This is a genomic window from Streptomyces sp. f51 (genome assembly GCF_037940415.1).
GTDB lineage: Bacteria > Actinomycetota > Actinomycetes > Streptomycetales > Streptomycetaceae > Streptomyces.
The window spans coordinates 7,080,763-7,098,983 of sequence record NZ_CP149798.1; the positions used below are offsets into that span (position 1 = coordinate 7,080,763).

Here is an 18,221-nt window from a genome sequence, read left to right on the forward strand (position 1 = left end):
TTCCGGCAGCGACCGGAACCCGCCCCTGCGACCCCGGGCACGGACACCGAAGGCCCGGCCGACGTGCGCGGACCCGGGTGCTCCTGCCCCCGGCGGCTCCGCGCGCGCCCCGTCCGAATCGCACCTACGGTTGACGCACACAGTGGCGTCCGCGGACAGCGCCTTCCTCGGCCCTCGGCGCCCGTCATCGCATCAGGAGGCCGGCCATCATGACCACAGCATCCGACACCCCTGTTCTCGACACCATCGCCGCCATGACCGTCGACTCAGTCGAGCGCTGCGAACTGCCCCCTGACCAGCTTCTCCTCACGCGCATCGCCGCGCTCGCGGCCTCCGACGCGCCCCCCATCTCCTACCTCGCGCACATCGACCCCGCCATCAAGGCCGATCTGACCATGGCTCAGGTCCAGGACGTCCTGGTGGCCATCGCCCCCATCGTCGGCACGGCCCGTGTCATGACGGCGGCCGGCAACATCGCCACGGCCTTCGGCATCGCGATCGCGGTGGCCGAGCAGGAGCTGGAGGCCGAGGGCTAGGCCCACTCGTCGCCGGGCAGGCGGGGATGTGACGGCCGGACCTGCGCCTCACCCGCCGAGAGCCCCGACCGGCCTTCGATCATTTCTCGAACGGGAGCCCGTCGCCCCGCGCGCCGGGCTCCACCGCGCCCTGCTGCTGTCTGCCCTGCTGGACCGCCGACACGAGGAGCCGGGCGGCCACACCGATCAGCAGGACGTTCACCGCCATCTGCCCCGTGACCAGCGCCCGGGCCGTCTCGCTGCGCGCGGTGATGTCCCCGAATCCGACCGTGCTGAAGACCGTCACGGTGAAGTACAGGGCGTCGGTGCGTGTCAGTGTCTCGCTGAAGCTGCCCGGCGCACTGCGCTCCATCACGTAGTACACCGTCGCGAACAGGAGCATGTAGAGCGGCGCGCTCGTCGCCAGCGCCTCCATGGCGCGCAGTTCGGGCCGCGCCGCCCGGGTGATCTCCCTGATCTGCCAGGCCAGCAGCAGGGCCACCGCCGCGATGCCGCCGACGAGGGCGACGACGGTGGTCGGGGTGAATGCCTTGTCGAGCGGGAGCAGGTAATAGAGGGTCACGAGGACGGCCGAGGTCAGCAGCGATCGCAGGGTCGAGCGGATCGCCTCGCGATGGTTCCTCCAGAAACTCCTGCCCACCGTTCCGCCCCGCCGCCTTCTGCCACCACCCGAGCGACCGTGCCGGCTCGTGGCTCCAGCCTTGCCGCTAACGGGAGCCTCGGGCCGCAGGCGCACCACGTGGTCACCGGGATGGCGGTGTCATGGCCCGGGACGAGGACGGCGGCGCATCGCCCACGGGTGTGTGGGCGATGCGCCGCCGTCCGACCGGGGTCGGTTCCCTAGATGCTGCCGGGGTCCCTCTCCGTCAGGCCGTACTGCCGGGCGATGGGATTCCACAGGGCCGCGAAGTCGCGCTTGGCCGCGGTCGCCTCGGCATCGTGGGTCGTGGGCAGGTCGCCGAGGTTGCGCGTTTCGCTGTGCCCGCATCCGATGATGCCGAACTCGTTGATGTAGTCGACGGTTTGCGACACCCAGGACGCGTAGCCCCGGTCGGCCTTCGCCGACGCGGTCCAGGCCGTCGACAGGTCGCCCAGAGCCTCGGCCAGCTCGCCGTCGGCCTGCGGTGCCAGCAGGTCGACCCGCCGGGCGAGGTCGTCGCGCTTCACCGCCACTTCCAGCAGTTCCTCCCGCGCGTCCTCGACGGGCTTCGCGCCGTGCGAGCAACTGCTGCCCGCGGTGATGGCGTTCCCCACGCGTCCGAGCTGAGGGGCGTTCTCCTCCAGCAGACCGTCCACCTGCCTGGCGATGTCCTTCGGCGACAACTGCGAGGCGGAGGGCGACACTTCGGAGCCGGACGGTGCGGAGGGATCGACCGGGGCCGGCGCCGACGACGAGGAAGGAGCGCCGGCCGCCGGGGGCACGGCGTCGCCGGTCGCGCGCGTCGTGTGCGCCGGGGAGGCCGACCGGTCGGAGGTCAGCCATATCCCGGCCGCCGTCAGGCCTCCGGCGAGGACCGCGCTCGTCACCAGGGTCACCGCGACGACACCCCAGCCGATTCTGCGCCGCCCGGGCTGCGGCGCGGGGGCGTGCGGGATCTGGGGCACCGGGGCGTGAACGGCCTGCTGCCCGGCGGCGGGGTACGCCATGCTGCCGGTCGGCAGGTGGGCGAAGGCGGCGGCAGGGGGTGCCTGCGCCGGGGGAGCCACGGGCCGGGGAGCGGCGTTCTCCACGGGGTGGTCCTGTGCCTCGGCGGGCGGTGCCGCGGGGGCGTCGACGGGCAGGTCGACCGTGGTGGGGGTCGGCTCGGCGGCCGCCTCTGCCGCCTCTGCCGCCTCTGCCGGGTGGGCGGGTTCGGCTTCGGGTCCGGCGGGCTCGTCCGTGGAGTCGGTCGCGTCCGTTGCGTCCGTCGCGTCGGTCGGTACGGCTCCTGGCTCGATCGGCTTCTCCGCCGGTGGGGCGGGCTCGTCCGTCGAGTCGGTCGGCTGGTCCGTCGGTGCGGCGGGCTCGTCCCCCGGTTGAGTCGGTTCGTCCGCCGGTTGGGTCGGCTCGGCGTCGGGTTCGGCGGGCTCGTCCACCGAATCGCTCGGTTCGGCCGGTTCGGCCGGTTCGGTCCGCTCGGTCGGGTCCTCGGCGGTGGCGGGCTGGGCCGGGGCTTGGGCCGGGGCGGATTCCGGCTGCGGGGGCACGGCCTCGCGCGCCACTTCCTCCACGGCGCCGGCCGGAGCGGCGGCGACAGCGGCAGTGACGGCGACGGGAACGGGCACCGGCACGGACACCGGGGCGGGGACCGTGGTCACGGCGGCCGGAGCGTGTCCGGGCCGAGCGCTCAGGCGCTCACGAAGAGCCGAGAGCGCGGACACGTCCAGGCGCGTGATGCCGAGGCGGTCGGCCACCGCCGGTACACCGAACGCGCCGAGCGCGGCCCATATCGCCGCCGCGAGCAGGACGGTGGGGATGCCGAGCCCGAGCGACAGCGTGCCGCCGTCCGCCGACGAGAGGTTCAGTTCACCGAACGCCGCGGCCAGGAACGACGAATCGTCGACCTCGGACGACAACTCGACCGAGACGCCCGCCATCAGGGCCAGCAGCAGGAACCCCGCCACGAAGCACACCATGGCGCGCAGGGCGGCGGCGGGGCGCTCCGCCTCACGAAGGACACCCCCGCCCAGTACCACCGCGGCCACCACGGCGAGCAGCATGGACAGCCAGACCCACCCGCTGAGGTCGTGGAGCGCGAACAGGGAAAGGGACGAGGACGAGGACGAGGAGTCCGTGAGGACGAGGGTGTCGGCGAAGTCCACCGACGCTCCGGAGCCCAGGGCCAGAAGGGTCGCGGCGAGGTTCGGGGCGAGAAGCAGCGCGGGTACGAGTACGGAGAAGCCGTCCTCGGAGACCAGGAACACGACCGAGAAGAGGCCGCCCAGGGCGAGCGGCACGGCGAGCGCGATTGCCGCCCCGCGTGCGGCGCGGAGCCAGTGGCCCAGGACCGGCCGACGGGCGGTCCAGACCGCTCTCGCCGTCCGGCACAGGGTGGGAAGGAGCACCACGGATGCCAGCACGAAGGTCCACCAGGCCGCGCGCAGTGGGGAGTTGGTCACGGACAGCGTGACGTCCGGAAGGTCGAGAAAGCGCATCAGGTAGGCCGCCGACGCGTCGGACGAGTCCGACGGCGGAAGGTCGACCGAGGTACCGGCGGCCCAGGCCAGCAGGAGGGATCCGAGTACGGCCGACAGCACACCGCGCACGCCGAGCAGCAGGGATTCCGCGGTGTCGAAGTGCCGTCCGGCGGCGGCCGCTCCCCGGAGGTACAGCCGGGCACCGAACCAGAGGGCCACCGCCCACAGGAGCGTCACTCCGAGCGGCATGAAGGAGAGTTCCAGTGACGCCAGCGGCGTCGAGCCCCGCTCCGACAGGTTCAGTCCCGGGTGGCCGCCGAGGGCGGACAGGACGACGGCGAGCGCGGTGGGGAAGGCGCTGCCGAAGGGGATGTCCTCCGTGGTCGACGCCAGGACCAGGGACAGCAGCAGAAGGAGGGCCGTCGGCAGGGCGGCTATGCGGGCGGGCCCGATCCAGTCGCCTTTCAGCAGGCGCGTCAGTGCCGCGCTCGCGGCTCCCGGAGCCTGCGCGGTGCCCGGCACGGCGGGCGGCGAGGAAGGAAGGGGCGGCGGCGTCGCCGGGGACGGAGCGGGTGCCGGAGCGGCCGTGGGCCGGCCGCACGAAGCGCAGTGGCGCGCTTCGTCGGTCACGGAGCCGCCGCAATGCGGGCAGAAGGCAGGCATCGATTCCTCGGTGGAAACAGGCGAGCAGATGTGAAGGTGGGTGTCGCGTGGGGAGCGGGCGGTGCTCACCGTTTCGCGGGGGAAGGACGGGGCTTCAAGGGCTCTCTCAAGTCACCTGCATGTGAAGATCATGTGATCAAGGTGTGATCATGAATATCAGGGCGAGACATCATGATCAAGAGGCGAGGGGCGACTGGTTGTAGGTCGCATGAGTCGCCTGAGGCATCTTTGTGGAGAGCTGGGGAGCTGGGGAGCTGGGGAGCTGAGGGGTGAGGGGCTGAGGGGCTGGGGAGCTGAGGGGCCGGGAGGCTTGGAACTGGGGCCGGGGCCGGTCGGAGCGCCCCGTGCCGCCCGGTTCCCGCCGCTCGGCCCCTCGTCCTCACTCTCACCGCCGGATCAGCTTCACCTCGCGGCGGTGCGCCTTCTGGACCTCGGGGGACCAGTCGCCGGTGCAGTAGACGGACACCTCGCTCATCGAGCCGTCGCGCACCTCGGCCCGCACCATCTCGCGGCAGTACCAGCTGCCATCGGCGTCCTCCCAGCGCTCCTCGAACTCGATGACCATGCCTGTCGGGGTGACGTCCACGCGGTGGCGCGGAACCGTCCCGAGGGCGGGATGGCTGCCGCGGCGCAGGGCCACGAGGTTGTCGCGGCCGACCGTCTGGAGCCGCCACTGCGGCAGGGTCAGGTCCACGAACACGTCGTCCGTGAACAGCCCTTCAGGAGCACTGTTGGTTTGCAGGAACTCCACGAAGAGATCGGCGAGTTGCTCGGCCCGGAGGGCGTCGGGAGTGCTCCTGGTCCCGTCGGGGACGGCGCCGGGCCCGGCCTCCGTGTACCGGCCCTCGATCACCCTCTGCTCGGTCTCCGCTTCGGCTGTGTGCGGCATGACGTCCACCCTTCGTACTCCGGCCGTACCCGGTTCCGTACGGCGCCTCTTCTCCTGAGGCGTGAGACCGGACGGCACGATGTGAGCCCACGGCTCACCCCGCCCCGGCTCACAGGCGCCAGGCGGGCGGGGTCTCCGGTTCGTAGACGCAGAGGGTGCCCGTGCGTACGGCGGTCTCCAGGTGGCGTCCCAGCTGCGGGTGCGCCGCCGCGACACGGCGGACGGCGGCGCGGACGCGGGCGGTCACGGCAGTACGGGCGCGTTCCGCGGGGGAACCGGCGCGGCGGACGCGGCCGCCGATGCCGTAGGCGGCGGACAGCTGACGGACGAGCGCGTCCCGCTCCTCCGCGATCCGGCGCGACCGCACCGCGTCGCCGCTCGCGTCGGCGGCCTCGGCCTCTCCCTCCAGCTCCCGCAGCCGCCGCCGGTACGCGGCACGCGCGGTGGCGTCGATGACCTCGCCCAGATCGCCGGGAGCGTGCAGGTCGCCCGCGCTCGTACCGACGTCCCCGGCGGTACCGCCGGGTGCGGCCAGGTCGGTCGCGGGGACCGGGATGCCCGGGCGGCCGAGGAGCACCGCGATGTCGCGCAGGCCCTTGCTGTCGGGGAGGCGGGCCTCCCGGCCCGCGTACACCAGATGCCACAACGGCCCCTCGCGGCGGAACTCCGGTGCGGGCGGGGGAGGTTCAGACCGGCGCCCGGGTGCGGCGGGCCCCGCCGCTCCCGCCTCGGCGGTCCCCACGGCCCCGGTCGCTCCCACCCCGGCGGTCCCCACGGCCCCGGCTGCTTCCGTCCCGGCGGTCCCCACGGCCCCGGCCGCTCCCGTCCCGGCGGTCCGCGCTGCTCCGACCGCTCCTGTCTCGTCAGCCCCGGCTGCCCCGGCCGCTCCCATCCCGTCAGCCCCTGCTCTTCCCGTCCCCGGCGCCCCCGCTGCCGCTGCCCTTCCCGTCCCCGGCACCCCTGGCGCCCCTGCCGATTCCGGCACCCCGGCCTTCGAGGCGGTCCCCGCCGTCCCCGCCGTCCCCGGCGTCTCCTCCGCGATCCGCTCCGCGAGGGCCATCGCTCCGGCTTCCGCGGCGGCCCGTACCGCGCGCTCGCGGTGTCGGCGAGCCGCAGCGTCGTCGCCCGACGACCGTGCCAGCAGCGCCAGATGGCGGTCGACCGGGCCCCGGATCGCCGCGCCGATGCCCTCCACCACGAACAGGCCCGCGTACGGAGCCAGGGCGTCGTAGAGCCGGGACGCGGCGGGATGGGCGCCCACCGCGCCGACGGTCTCCGCGGCCTGCGCCGTCATCGGCAGCCACTCGCTGTCCCGCGGAGCCCGGACGACCGAGGGCAGCACCCCGGCCAGGCGGCGGGACGCCTCCTCCTGATGTCCCAGCTGCGCCGCGATGAGCGCCAGGGTGACGCGCGGCCACACCCCCGGCATCCGCTCCAACGGCGCCCGTTCGCGCAGCAGTTGGAGGCCGGCCATGTCGCCGGTCTCCGCGAGCAGGCACCAGCGTTGTGTCTGGGCGAGCAGGGCGGCGTTGGGGCTGCCCGCGGCGACGCCCAGTGCCTCCACCTCGTCGAGAGCGGCGGCACAGTCGCCGTAGCGACCCTCCATCAGTGCCCGGGTGCCGCGCCACAGGGGCACGTACCACGCGTACAGCGGCTGTCGCAGCGGCCGCGCCGCGGTGTCGTACGCCGTCGCCTCGGAGTCTGCCCCGGCGAACGAGCCCGTCTCCATCAGCGCGACCAACCGCAGCCGTCGGCCGAGGAGTTCGAGCGGGAGGTCGCGCCCGGCGCGCGCCAGGGCGATGATCTCCCGGGACCGGTCGAGGCGTTCCCGGCAGTGGTCGGGACCTGGCCGGGCGTCGCACAGGGCCGCGAGTGCCGGACCGAGGGTCGCCGGGTCACCGACCTCGCGTGCCGTGGCCACCGCCTCGGTGGCGAGGGCGACGCGCTGTTCCTCGGATGCGAGGAGCGCCGCCGCGAGGGACAGCCTCGCGGTGACGGCAGCGCGCAGCCCGGCGTGCCCGGGATCGCCCGCGAGAGCGGACCGTGCCTCGCCGAGCAGGTCGGCCTGCTCGCGGTCGGCCACGTCGACCTCGAAGCCGACGGGACCCGTGCCGAGGCCCAGCGCGGCCCGCGCCAGCAGATCGGGCCGGCCCGCCCGGCGGGCGAGCGCGGCGGCGCGCAGCAGCGTCGTACGGGCCGCCGCCCAGTCCCCGGACCCGAACCGCGCGGCCCCGAGCCCGAGCAGCGCCTCGACGAGTTCCCCGGCGACACCGGGCCCCCGGCCGGCCGCCTCGCCCCCATCACCGTTTCCCGGATCGTCCGCCGGGTCGGCACCGGCGGCCCCGTACGCCCCCACGGCTCTCTCGTACCAGCGGGCCGCCTCCTCGAACGCGAGGAGCGCGGCGGCGCCCTCGGCGGCCTCCCGGCAGTACATGGCGGCCTCGCGCGCGTGTTCCGGGCCGGAGAGCAGGAGGTGGTGCGCGATCTCGGCGGGGCCCGTGGCACGGCCGCGCCCGGCGCGCTCGGCCAGAACGGCCGCGAGCGTGCGGTGCAGGCCGGCCCGCTCGGCGGGTGCCGGCCTTCCGGACAGGGCCTCGCGCAGGAGATCGTGCCGGAACCGTCCCTCGTCCGCCCCGGCCTCCGTCAGCAGTCCGGCCCCCTCCGCCTCCCCGAGCAGGGCGCGCACCTGGTCCAGCGGCTCGGCGGCCGCCTCCGCGAGCACGTCGAGACGGAACCGTGTTCCCAGCAGGGAGGCGAGGTCCAGCAACCGCGCGGCGCGGGGCGACAGTCCGGCGGTACGGGCACGGACCGCGTCCCTGACCCGGACGGAGACCTCCGTCGCCCCGGACCGGGTCCCGTCGAGACGGCCGCCTGACCGCAGCAGCTCCGTCACGAAGAACGCGTCACCGCCCGTGTACCGGGCCAGGGCCCGCACGGCCGAGGGCGTGGGCGTGCCGCCCGTGGCGGCGTCGAGCAGGGCCGCCACGTCCTCGTCCCGGAGCGGTCCCACCGGCAGCGCGCTCCCGCGGCGCGACAGCTGGGCACGGGCCCAGACGCGGTCCTGCCAGGCGCTGTCGTCGTCGCGGGCCGTGGCGAGCAGCAGGACCCGGGCCCCGCGTACGGCGTCCGCGGCCTCCAGGAGCAGCCGCAGCGAGGAGGCGTCGGCCGCGTGGACGTCGTCGAGGACCAGAAGCAGCGGCCGCCGCCGTGCCACCGTCGCGAGGATCTCGGAGACGTCCCCCGCCAGCCGCAGCCGCGCCGCCCCCGGGTCCGTCCCGGGCAGCCCGCCGCTCGCCGACCCGTCCAGCACGGCGTTCAGGCAGGGCGAGGCGGCGACCAGCCGGCCGCAGCGCTCATCGCCCACGACGAGGTCGCGCAGCAGCCGTGACCAGGGTCTGAGCGCGTGCTCGACGGCGTCGGGCGGGCACCAGGTCCAGACCGTGCGAAAGCCCTCGGCGCGGGCGGCGGCCTCCTCCGCGAGGCGGGTCTTGCCCGCCCCCGCCGCCCCCGTCAGGGTGACGAGTCCGCCCCGGCCCGCGGCGGCGCGCTCCCGTGCCTCCAGGAGCTCACCGAGTACGTCCTCGCGTCCCACGAACGGGAAGCCCGTCGCCATGGCAGCCGTCCTTGTCGGTACCTTCTCCGCAGCGCCCTCCTGTAGAGCGTAGGCAGGGCGCGCGGAGGCCGCGCCGCGAACGGTGTCAGTCCGCCCCGGCCGACCGGTACGGGCGGAAGAACGCGCGCAGTTCCTCCGCGTAGAGCCCGGGCTCCTCGAACGGGGCGAAGTGCCCGCCGCGGGGAGGCTCGGAGACGTACGCGAGGTTCGTCGTGCGTTCGAGCCACGCCCTCGGCGGACGCACCAGGTCGCCCGGGAACAGCGAGAATCCGGAGGGCACCTCGACCCGGCGGGCCAGCTGCGCCGGCGGGATCGCTCCGTTCGCCCGGTACATGCGCATCGACGAGCCGATCGTCCCCGTGAGCCAGTAGAGCGTCACGTTCGTGAGGATCTCGTCCTTCGTGAAGGCCCGTTCGACGTCTCCGTCGCAGTCGCTCCAGGCCCGGAGCTTCTCCACGATCCAGGCGGCGAGCGCGGCCGGTGAGTCGTTGAGGCCCACGGCGGCCGTCTGCGGCTTGGTGCGGTGCATCGCGGCGTACGCGCCCTCGGTGGCGCCCCAGGCCGCCGCGCCCCGCATCCACGCGCGTTCCTCGGGCGTGAGGTCGGCCGGGTCCCCGCCGAAGACGGGCAGGCCCCCGTCCATGCGGTGGACGGCCACGACGCGGTCGGGGTGGTCCAGCGCGAGATAGCGGCTGACGTGGCTGCCGATGTCACCGCCGGCCGCGCCGAACCGCTCGTACCCGAGCACGTCCATGAGCCCGGCCCAGAGGCCGGCGACGGCGATCGAGTCGAGCGGAGGTCCCGCGGGGCGGTCGGAGTGTCCGTAGCCGGGCATGTCGGGCACGATCACGTCGAAGGCGTCGGCCGGATCGCCGCCGTGCGCGCCCGGATCGGTGAGCAGCGGGATCACCTTCGTGTAGCGCCAGAACGAGTCCGGCCAGCCGTGGCTGAGCACCAGCGGCAGGACCGGGCCGGTCGGCGCGACGGCCCGTGCGTGCACGTAGTGGATGCCCAGACCGTTGAGCCGGACGCGGAAGCGGGGGAGCCGGGCCAGCTCCGCCTCCCGCTGCGGCCAGTCGAACCCGTCGGCCCAGTGGGCGACGAGCTCGCGCAGATACCCGACGTCGGTCCCCAGCGACCACCCGGCGTCCTCGGGGGCGTCCGGCCAGCGTGTGGCGCGCAGCCGTGAGCGGAGGTCGTCGAGCGCGGCCGGGTCGGTCCGCGCGATGAACGGCGTGGGGCGGGGCGGGACGTCGGACATGCCCCGCATCCTAGGGAGCCGGCCGGGCGGCCCGGCGGAAGCGGCGCCCGGTGTCCGTGCGAGCACGTCGATCGATCATGGCCCGCTCCTCCGCGTACCCTCGGAACGTGCCGCCATCTCCCCTGCACCGCGTCGCCGTTCTCGTGCTCGAAGGCGCCAAGCCCCTCGATGTCGGCATCGCCGCGCAGGTGTTCACCACCCGGGCGAGCATGCCGTACGAGGTGAGGGTGTGCGGCGCGGAACCCGGTCTCGTCACCGGCGGCGACGGGCTCTCGTACCACGTGGCCCACGGCCTCGACCAACTCGCCTGGGCCGAACTGGTCTTCGTCCCCGGCTACCGGCACCCGGACCGTGAGGACCCGCCGTCCGCCGTCGTCGACGCGCTGATCGGGGCCCATGAGCGCGGCGCGCGGCTCGCGGCCATCTCCACGGGCGCGTTCGCGCTCGCCGCCACGGGACTGCTCGACGGGAAGCGCGCCACGACGCACTGGCACTACACACGGGCGCTCGCCGTGAAGCACCCGCTCGTCGACGTCGACGAGAACGTCCTGTTCGTCGACGAGGGGAGCGTGCTGACCTCGGCCGGCGCCGCCTCCGGCATCGACCTGTGTCTCCACATCCTGCGCGGCGACCTCGGAGTCGCCGCCTCGAACCATGCCGCCCGCCGTCTGGTCGCGGCCCCCTACCGCAGCGGCGGCCAGGCGCAGTACGTGCCGCGCAGCGTGCCCGAACCACTGGGCGAACGGTTCGCCGCCACCCGCGAATGGGCCCTGCACCGGCTGGGCGAACCCCTCTCCCTGGAGGCACTCGCCCAGCACGCGGCCGTGTCACCGCGCACCTTCTCGCGCCGCTTCGCGCAGGACACCGGGTACACGCCCATGCAGTGGGTCATGCGGGCCCGCATCGACATGGCCCGCGAGCTCCTGGAGCGCTCGCAGTGGAGCGTCGAGCAGATCGCCGCGGGTGTCGGCCTCGGCACCGGCGCCAATCTGCGGCTGCACTTCCACCGGATCCTCGGCACCTCCCCGAGCGAATACCGGCGCACCTTCACCCAGGGCGAGTAGACGGCCCGCCACCGGCTGGCGCGATCCTTGCGGACCATGGCGATCTCGCCGCTGTCACCGCCCGGCGCCGCGCGCGAGTCTGGGAGGGAGCCGAAGGGACATCACTCATGACACGTATCGCCATCAATGGATTTGGCCGCATCGGACGCAACGTTCTGCGCGCCCTGCTGGAACGCGACACGGACCTCGAGGTCGTCGCCGTCAACGATCTGACCGAGCCCGCCGCCCTCGCGCGGCTGCTCGCCTACGACTCGACGTCCGGCCGGCTCGGCCGCCCGGTGACCGTCGACGGCGACACCCTGGTCGTGGACGGCAGGCGCATCAAGGTGCTTGCCGAGCGTGAACCGGGGCAGCTGCCCTGGGCCGAGCTCGACGTGGACGTCGTACTGGAGGCCACCGGCCGTTTCACCTCGGCCAAGGCGGCCGGAGCGCACCTGGACGCCGGCGCCCGGAAGGTGCTCGTCAGTGCCCCGGCGGACGGCGCCGACGTGACGCTGGCGTTCGGTGTCAACAACGACGCCTACGACCCGGCCCTGCACACGATCGTCTCGAACGCGTCGTGCACGACCAACGCGCTCGCCCCGCTGGCCGCGGTGCTCGACGAGCTCGCCGGGATCGAGCACGGCTTCATGACGACGGTCCACGCCTACACCCAGGAGCAGAACCTCCAGGACGGCCCGCACCGTGACGCCCGCCGGGCCCGTGCCGCCGCCGTCAACATCGTGCCGACCACGACCGGTGCCGCCAAGGCGATCGGTCTGGTGCTGCCGAACCTCGACGGCAAGCTGTCGGGCGACTCGATCCGGGTGCCGGTCCCGGTGGGCTCGATCGTGGAGCTCAACACCACCGTGGCCCGTGACGTGACCCGCGACGAGGTCCTCGCGGCCTACCGCGCCGCGGCCGAGGGCCCGCTCGCGGGCGTCCTCGAATACTCGGAGGACGCGCTCGTCTCCTCCGACATCACGGGCAACCCGGCCTCGTCGATCTTCGACTCGGCCCTCACCCGCGTCGACGGCCGCCACATCAAGGTGGTCGCCTGGTACGACAACGAGTGGGGCTTCTCCAACCGCGTCATCGACACACTCCAGCTTCTGACCACGGGCTGAACCAGGGGCCCGGGCCCGGCGCCGGCGGCGGTGCGGCAGGATGGACTCATGAGCGTAGTCAAGATCAACGTCCTGACCGTGCCCGCCGAGCAGCGGGAGACCCTCGAGAAGCGCTTCGCCTCGCGTGCCGGTGCCGTGGAGAGTTCGGACGGCTTCGAGTGGTTCGAGCTTCTCCGTCCCGTCGAGGGGACCGACGACTATCTCGTGTACACGCGCTGGCGTGACGAGGAGTCGTTCCAGGCGTGGATGGAGGGTCCGATGAAGTCGGCCCACCAGGGCGGCGGCGACCGTCCCAAGCCCGCCGCCAGTGGATCCTCCGTCTGGTCGTTCGAGGTCGTGCAGCAGGCGGCGCCGAAGAACGTGTGACACCCGCAGGGAACGGAACCCGCCCCGCACCGTAGGTCAGGTGCGGGGCGGGTTCCGTCACGGGATGCCGACTTCGAACAGGACGTAGCCCGCGTAGGAGCCGGAGGCGAGGGCCGCGACGGTCAGGACCGCGCACAGGACCGGGGTGCCGAGCCGGCGCATCGCGGTGGCGAAGGGGATGAGCAGGGGGAAGGCGGGGAGCAGGTAGCGGGACACGTTGCCGAAGATCTGTTGGCTGCCCAGGACGAGGGCGATGGTCAGCAGGGTGCTGACGATCAGCACCGGCGGCGGGCGCAGCCGGAACAGCAGGGGCAGGCTGACCAGGGCCAGCAGGACGGTGCCCGCGGCGATGACGTCCTCGTGGGGGTAGGCGAAGAGGTAGTCGTAGTGGCCGACCATGAGGGACGTGAACACGTCGATGGTGTGCCGGCCCCAGTCGAACGAGTGGGCCCACGCCTTGTCCTGGAGCGTGAAGTAACCGCCGTAGTCCCCCATGCGATGGCCGACCCAGCCGAGGTAGCCGACCAGTCCGAGGGGGGCGATCAGCACGGCGGCCACGGGACGCAGGACCGCCTCCGGGCCGCCCGCCCCCTCCGGGGTGGGGGAGCCTCTCAGGTCCGTGGCGGGGAAGCCCCTCGGGTCCGGCGTGGGTGAGCCCCTCCGGCCGCGCACCGCCCGCCACTGCCGGACCAGGTCCAGGAGCGCCGCCAGGGCGAGTGCCGCGATCAGTGCGGTGGCCGTGGGCCGGGTCAGGCCCGCGGCGCAGGTCAGCAGCCCCGCGGTGAGCCAGTTCCGGCGCATGACGGCGTAACAGGCCCAGGCGGCGAGAGCGACGTACAGGGACTCCGAGTAGCCCGACCACTCCACACCCGATCCCGGCCACACGGCCCAGAGCCCGGCGGCCGCCAGCCCGGCGCGCCGGCCGCTGACCAGGGAGGTCACGGCGTGGATGCCCAGCGCGGCGACGAACGAGGCGGCGACGGAGACGACGAGGCCCGCGCCGAGCGGACCGAGTCCGGTGCAGGAGGAGACCAGACGCATCAGGGCGGGGTACAGCGGGAAGAACGCGGCGGAGTTGCCCTCCAGGGTGATCAGACCGGTGGCACCGCGCACCGGCACGAGCGCGGGGTGGTAGCCGTGGGCGGCGATCTGCTGGTACCACCAGCCGTCCCAGGTGGCCAGGACGTCCCAGGTGTGGGCGCCGCCCCCGAACCGGGGGTTCTTCCTGCGGAAGTCGCCGGACGAGTCCAGCAGGTACATGAACACGCAGAAGCCGATGAGCTTCATCGTGCCGTACAGGGCGAGGACGGGACCGTGCCGACTCGCCGCCCGGCGCAGCCGCACCCGCCAAGTGCCGCCGGCGCCCGGGACCGTGGCGTCCGGCAGGGTGACCGTGGGCCAACGGACCGGGTTCCGGGGCCTGTTGTCCTGGTGTGCCGAACGGGCCGTGATGCCGGGCTCGTTCATCGCGGTCCGCTTCCCGCGTCGCCGCCCCGGCTCCCGGTGGTGAACACCCAGGTGCGCAGGAGCAGGAAGCGCAGCACGGTCGCCGCCAGATTGGCGGCGACGAGCACCAGGATCTCGGTGGAACGTCCGGGCGCGCGCGTCCCGTGGTGCAGTGCGGTCAGCGCGCCGCTCGTGAGCGCGAGGCCGAGGCCGAAGACGGCCAGCCCCTTGGCCTGATGACGCAGCGCGCCTCCCCGGCCGCGCAGCCCGAAGGTGAGCCGCCGGTTGGCGGCCGTGTTGGCGAGGGCGCACACGAGCAGCGCCCAGGCGTTGGCGGCCTGGGGTCCCGTCACCGGGCGCAGAGCCGCGTACAGCAGGACGTACCCGATGGTGCTGAGCGCGCCCACGGCGCCGAAGCGCAGCAGTTGGGCCGTCAGGGAAGCCCGTGGCGTGCTTCCGGTGGCGCGTTTGAGCCGTGCCGTGGGCAGGGTGCCGCGGGCCAGCGCGCGGCCCATCCTGGCGATGCCCCGCAGGTCGGCGACGGCGGTGGAGACGAGGTCGACGCGGCTGTCGGGGTCGTCCACCCAGTCGACGGGCACTTCGTGGATCCGCAGTCCGGCGCGTTCGGCGATCACCAGCAGTTCGGTGTCGAAGAACCAGCCCGAGTCCTCCACCAGGGGCAGCAGCCGCTCGGCGACATCGCGCCTGACGGCCTTGAACCCGCACTGCGCGTCGGAGAAGCCGACCGCGAGGGTGGACCTCAACAGGGCGTTGTAGCAACGGGAGATGATCTCGCGCCGGGGGCCGCGCGTCACCCGGGAGCCACGGGCGAGCCGGGTGCCGATGGCGATGTCGGAGTGTCCGGAGATGAGCGGAGCGACGAGCGGCAGGAGCGCGTTCAGCTCGGTGGACAGGTCGACGTCCAGGTACGCGAGGACGGGCGCCCCCGACTTGGACCACGCGGTGCGCAGTGCCCGGCCGCGCCCCTTCTCCTCCAGCCGTATCCAGGTCGCCTCGGGCAGGTCGGCGGCCAGCCGGGCGGCGATGCTCGGGGTGGCGTCGGTGCTCGCGTTGTCGGCGACGGTGATGCGGAACGGGTACGGGAACGTCTCGCGCAGGTGGGCGTGCAGCCGGCGCACGCTCGGCTCCAGGTCGGTCTCCTCGTTGAACACGGGGACGACCACGTCCAGAACGGGTTCCGTGTGGTCCGCGGGCAACGGAAGCCGGACGGGGAGGCGGTCCACGGGTGTGTGGCCGGCGGGGAGACCTTCCGGGCGCGGGGGTTCGCCGGGCTCGCGTTCCGGCGGGGGCCCGCCGTCGTGTCCCCCGGCGTGCTCCAGGTCCGCGAGGCTCCCGAAGGCGGTGCGGGTGGGGCTCCCGAAGTCCGTGGGCGCGGACGCGAATGATTTCGTCATGATCTGTCCTGTTCTGTTCCCTGTCGCGGGGCAGGCCGAGGACGCTCACGGCCGAACCGCGCTGACAGGGTCGGGATATGCGTGCTGTACGGACGGGGGCGGCGGCCCGGTGGCGGACGTGCCGGGGGCCGGGCCTACCCGGTGCCGGTCGCGGCCGACGAGGACGGTTCGGGTCCCGAGGGCGGCGGTGAGGACGTCGGGGTCCCGCTCGGCGTCGCCGGTTCGGTGGCGGGTGCGCTGGTCGTCGCCGTCCCGCGGCCCCCGGGGCCGGAGGAGACCGAACTCGAACTCCCGGTCGCGCTGGGCGTGTCGGGCGGCCCGGAGGTCCCGGTGGCGCCGCCGGCCGTGGAGGTGGCCGACTCGGTGGGGCTCCCGGTCGAGGACGGGGTCGGGGACAGGGTCGCGTAAGGGGAGGTGGGGGTGCCCGTGGGCCGCGGGACGGGACCCAGGGGACGGTCACGGTCCGGTGCGTGCGGCATCAGGAACAGGCCGACGCTGATCCCGGCGGCGGCCAGGACGCAACTCGCGGCCTTCTGCGCCGCGCGGATCCTGCGGCGGCTGCGCACACCGGCCCGGAGGCTGTTCTGCTGCGCGGGCTCGAAGGGGGTGTGTTCCTGGGAGTCGCGCATCATCCGCGCCAACTCCCGCTCGAAGTGGTCCATTCTTCCCTTCACCCCACCGGCTCGATGACATCCGCCAGGATCTGGCGCAGTCGCGCCACACCGCGTGACGCGTGGGAGCGGGCGGTGCCCAGCGGGCAGCCCAGGACCTCCGCGACCTGCCGCTCCGGCAGGTCCTGGTAGTAGCGCAGCACCACGGCCGCCCGCTGCCTGGGCGGCAGTTGGGCGAGGGCGGCCTCCAGACGCGAACGCTCCACGACCGCCGCGGACTCGTCGTCGGTGTGCGCGAGATCCGGCAGTGCCTCCACGGGTCTCTCGCCCCACCACCGTCGCCGCGCGGAGCGGGCGGCGGCACGGGCCATGATCTTGCGTACGTACGCCTCGGGCGCCTCGTCGGCCACCTTCGGCCAGGCGAACCACAGTTTGACCAGGGCTTCCTGGAGCAGGTCCTCGGCGCGGTGCCGGTCACCCGCGCAGAGCAGGCGGGCGAGGTGGAACAACGCCGACCAACGGGCCGCGACGAACACGTCGAAGCCGCCGGTCCCCTCGGCTCTTGCCTGTCCCATCCGCACCGTCCCCGCACTTGCCTGCTCGTACACCTGGGGAAAGACGTCGGAGGGTGCCTCACTATGCACTTGTGTCGCGTGATCTGGGTCACGCGGGCGGAACGCTCAGCGGCCGGTGGCCGTCCGTCGGACGCGGGCCGCGCCCCTGCGCCGTTCCGTGCTCAGTTCCCGGAGGTAGGCCCGGGCGTCCACCTGGATGGTGTGGCGGGTCGAGGTGACGTAGCGGCGGGCCAGGCGCGCGCGGTACGTGCTCGTCTCGCGGCGCATGCGCTCCGGGTCCGGCAGCCCGCAGCGGCCCTCCAGGAGGTCGGCCACCCAGTGCGACTGCGCCTCCGCGAGCGGCATGATCGCGCCGAGGGGCTGGACCAGTCCGATGAAGTAGAGGCCGGGGCGGTCCGGGGCGACCACCCGGTGGAAGAGGTCGATGTCGTTGTCCGACGGATCGATCACCTCGTCCTTGAGGAACGGGAACGCGATGTCGTAGCCCGTGCAGTAGACGACGGCGTCGAACTCCTCGGTGCTGCCGTCCTCGAACGTCACCCGGTCGCCCTCCAGCCGTACGGGCGCGGGCTTCACGGTCAGGTCCCCGTGACCGAGGCGGGAGAGCAGGTCGTCGGAGATGGTGGGATGCGCCCCCAGCACCCGGTGCCGGGGCGTCGGCAGTCCGTAGTCCCTCAGCCGGCCCCGGCTCAGCCGCAGCAGCAGCCGAAGTCCCGCTTCCTGTACGGACAGGGGGGCCGTGGCCAGCCAGGAGCCGGTGAGATGGTCGGTGGGCACACCGAAGAGGTACTTGGGCAGGATGTGCGCGCCGCGCCGCATCGCGAGGACCGTGCGCCGGGACACCCGCGAGGTCTCCACCGCGATGTCACACGCCGAGTTGCCGATGCCGAGGACGAGAACCCGCTTGTCCGCGAAGGGTTCGGGTGTCCGGTAGTCGTGGGAGTGCGTCTGGGTGCCGGTGAACCCCTCGGCCCCGGGCAGGGACGGACGCGGCCAACGGGGCTTCCAGTGATGGCCGTTGGCGACCAGGACCGCCCCGTAGAGCTGTTCCGCGGTCTCGCCCGAGTCCAGCCGGCGCGTCGTGACGCTCCATCCGCCGCCGGGGACGGGTTCGACACGGACCACCTCGGTACGGAAGGAGATCGACGGCCGCAGCCCGAAGTGGTCGACGAAGCTGTCGAAGTACCGGGCGATGTGGAAGTGACTGGGGTAGACCGGACAGTCCTCGGGCATCGGGAAGCTCGCGTACTCCATGATCTGGCGCGAGGTGTTGATGTGCAGCGAGCGGTACGCGGACGACATGCCGTTGTCGTTCAGGTAGCGCCAGTTGCCGCCGACCTCGGAGCCGGTCTCGTAGCAGTCGTACGCGATCCCGCGTGCCGCCAGCACCTGGCAGGCGGCGATCCCGGAGGAGCCCGCCCCGATGACACACACCCTTTCCATGCCCGCCCCTTCCGGTGAACACGCCGGTGACCACCCGGTCACATGACCAGGTGGTCACAGGCTGAGGTGCGGCGACCGCCCTGTCAATGACCTTGACATGGGCGGGAGTTCGGAAA

The 18,221-nt window shown here is 73.6% G+C and carries 14 protein-coding genes; 4 read left to right on the top strand and 10 right to left on the bottom strand.

What is annotated here, in order from left to right:
* The first annotated feature begins 209 nt into the window (after nucleotides 1-209).
* Nucleotides 210-536 (top strand): carboxymuconolactone decarboxylase, encoded by a 327-nt coding sequence (locus tag WJM95_RS30650; RefSeq protein ID WP_339133616.1) that lies wholly within the window; start codon nucleotides 210-212, stop codon nucleotides 534-536.
* A 79-nt stretch (nucleotides 537-615) separates the two neighbouring features.
* Here the strand turns inward: WJM95_RS30650 and WJM95_RS30655 are convergent, their stop codons facing one another.
* From WJM95_RS30655 to WJM95_RS30675, 5 genes are all read right to left on the bottom strand, one after another.
* Complete coding sequence (locus WJM95_RS30655; RefSeq protein ID WP_339133618.1) at nucleotides 616-1,176, bottom strand: potassium channel family protein; 561 nt, start codon at nucleotides 1,174-1,176, stop codon at nucleotides 616-618.
* A 200-nt stretch (nucleotides 1,177-1,376) separates the two neighbouring features.
* Nucleotides 1,377-4,283, bottom strand: a complete 2,907-nt coding sequence (locus WJM95_RS30660; protein WP_339133620.1) for a hypothetical protein — start codon at nucleotides 4,281-4,283, stop codon at nucleotides 1,377-1,379.
* A 418-nt stretch (nucleotides 4,284-4,701) separates the two neighbouring features.
* Nucleotides 4,702-5,205: a hypothetical protein gene (locus WJM95_RS30665; protein WP_339133622.1), complete on the bottom strand. Its 504-nt coding sequence runs from the start codon at nucleotides 5,203-5,205 to the stop codon at nucleotides 4,702-4,704.
* A 109-nt stretch (nucleotides 5,206-5,314) separates the two neighbouring features.
* Nucleotides 5,315-8,818, bottom strand: coding sequence for an AAA family ATPase (locus tag WJM95_RS30670; RefSeq protein ID WP_339133624.1), 3,504 nt, complete (start codon nucleotides 8,816-8,818; stop codon nucleotides 5,315-5,317).
* 85 nt (nucleotides 8,819-8,903) lie between these two features.
* The gene (locus tag WJM95_RS30675; RefSeq protein ID WP_339133626.1) at nucleotides 8,904-10,079 is read right to left on the bottom strand and encodes an epoxide hydrolase; all 1,176 of its coding nucleotides are present in this window, start codon (nucleotides 10,077-10,079) and stop codon (nucleotides 8,904-8,906) included.
* 77 nt (nucleotides 10,080-10,156) lie between these two features.
* Between WJM95_RS30675 and WJM95_RS30680 the strand changes: the two genes are divergently transcribed.
* From WJM95_RS30680 to WJM95_RS30690, 3 genes are all read left to right on the top strand, one after another.
* The gene (locus WJM95_RS30680) at nucleotides 10,157-11,143 is read left to right on the top strand and encodes a helix-turn-helix domain-containing protein (RefSeq protein ID WP_339133628.1); all 987 of its coding nucleotides are present in this window, start codon (nucleotides 10,157-10,159) and stop codon (nucleotides 11,141-11,143) included.
* A 107-nt stretch (nucleotides 11,144-11,250) separates the two neighbouring features.
* A complete protein-coding gene (gene gap, locus WJM95_RS30685) occupies nucleotides 11,251-12,249 on the top strand; it encodes a type I glyceraldehyde-3-phosphate dehydrogenase (protein ID WP_339133630.1) in 999 nt (332 codons plus the stop codon).
* A gap of 48 nt (nucleotides 12,250-12,297) precedes the next feature.
* Nucleotides 12,298-12,615, top strand: a complete 318-nt coding sequence (locus tag WJM95_RS30690; RefSeq protein WP_339133632.1) for an antibiotic biosynthesis monooxygenase — start codon at nucleotides 12,298-12,300, stop codon at nucleotides 12,613-12,615.
* Nucleotides 12,616-12,672: 57 nt separating this feature from the next.
* Here the strand turns inward: WJM95_RS30690 and WJM95_RS30695 are convergent, their stop codons facing one another.
* From WJM95_RS30695 to WJM95_RS30715, 5 genes are all read right to left on the bottom strand, one after another.
* Nucleotides 12,673-13,902 (bottom strand): hypothetical protein, encoded by a 1,230-nt coding sequence (locus WJM95_RS30695; RefSeq protein ID WP_339135960.1) that lies wholly within the window; start codon nucleotides 13,900-13,902, stop codon nucleotides 12,673-12,675.
* Nucleotides 13,903-14,078: 176 nt separating this feature from the next.
* Nucleotides 14,079-15,305 (bottom strand): bifunctional glycosyltransferase family 2/GtrA family protein, encoded by a 1,227-nt coding sequence (locus WJM95_RS30700; protein WP_339135962.1) that lies wholly within the window; start codon nucleotides 15,303-15,305, stop codon nucleotides 14,079-14,081.
* A gap of 305 nt (nucleotides 15,306-15,610) precedes the next feature.
* Nucleotides 15,611-16,138, bottom strand: coding sequence for a hypothetical protein (locus WJM95_RS30705; protein ID WP_339133634.1), 528 nt, complete (start codon nucleotides 16,136-16,138; stop codon nucleotides 15,611-15,613).
* Nucleotides 16,139-16,146: 8 nt separating this feature from the next.
* Nucleotides 16,147-16,662: a SigE family RNA polymerase sigma factor gene (locus WJM95_RS30710; protein WP_339133636.1), complete on the bottom strand. Its 516-nt coding sequence runs from the start codon at nucleotides 16,660-16,662 to the stop codon at nucleotides 16,147-16,149.
* A 105-nt stretch (nucleotides 16,663-16,767) separates the two neighbouring features.
* Nucleotides 16,768-18,105 (bottom strand): NAD(P)-binding domain-containing protein, encoded by a 1,338-nt coding sequence (locus WJM95_RS30715; RefSeq protein WP_339133638.1) that lies wholly within the window; start codon nucleotides 18,103-18,105, stop codon nucleotides 16,768-16,770.
* Nucleotides 18,106-18,221 lie beyond the last annotated feature (116 nt).

What these genes read in the sequence shown, in the direction of transcription:
- WJM95_RS30650 (WP_339133616.1), top strand. Translation starts at nt 210, where the DNA reads ATGACCACAGCATCCGACACCCCTGTTCTCGACACCATCGCCGCCATG.
- WJM95_RS30665 (WP_339133622.1), bottom strand. Translation starts at nt 5,205, where the DNA reads ATGCCGCACACAGCCGAAGCGGAGACCGAGCAGAGGGTGATCGAGGGC.
- WJM95_RS30670 (WP_339133624.1), bottom strand. Translation starts at nt 8,818, where the DNA reads ATGGCGACGGGCTTCCCGTTCGTGGGACGCGAGGACGTACTCGGTGAG.
- WJM95_RS30675 (WP_339133626.1), bottom strand. Translation starts at nt 10,079, where the DNA reads ATGTCCGACGTCCCGCCCCGCCCCACGCCGTTCATCGCGCGGACCGAC.
- WJM95_RS30680 (WP_339133628.1), top strand. Translation starts at nt 10,157, where the DNA reads ATGGCCCGCTCCTCCGCGTACCCTCGGAACGTGCCGCCATCTCCCCTG.
- gap (WP_339133630.1), top strand. Translation starts at nt 11,251, where the DNA reads ATGACACGTATCGCCATCAATGGATTTGGCCGCATCGGACGCAACGTT.
- WJM95_RS30690 (WP_339133632.1), top strand. Translation starts at nt 12,298, where the DNA reads ATGAGCGTAGTCAAGATCAACGTCCTGACCGTGCCCGCCGAGCAGCGG.
- WJM95_RS30695 (WP_339135960.1), bottom strand. Translation starts at nt 13,902, where the DNA reads ATGAAGCTCATCGGCTTCTGCGTGTTCATGTACCTGCTGGACTCGTCC.
- WJM95_RS30705 (WP_339133634.1), bottom strand. Translation starts at nt 16,138, where the DNA reads ATGGACCACTTCGAGCGGGAGTTGGCGCGGATGATGCGCGACTCCCAG.
- WJM95_RS30710 (WP_339133636.1), bottom strand. Translation starts at nt 16,662, where the DNA reads ATGGGACAGGCAAGAGCCGAGGGGACCGGCGGCTTCGACGTGTTCGTC.
- WJM95_RS30715 (WP_339133638.1), bottom strand. Translation starts at nt 18,105, where the DNA reads ATGGAAAGGGTGTGTGTCATCGGGGCGGGCTCCTCCGGGATCGCCGCC.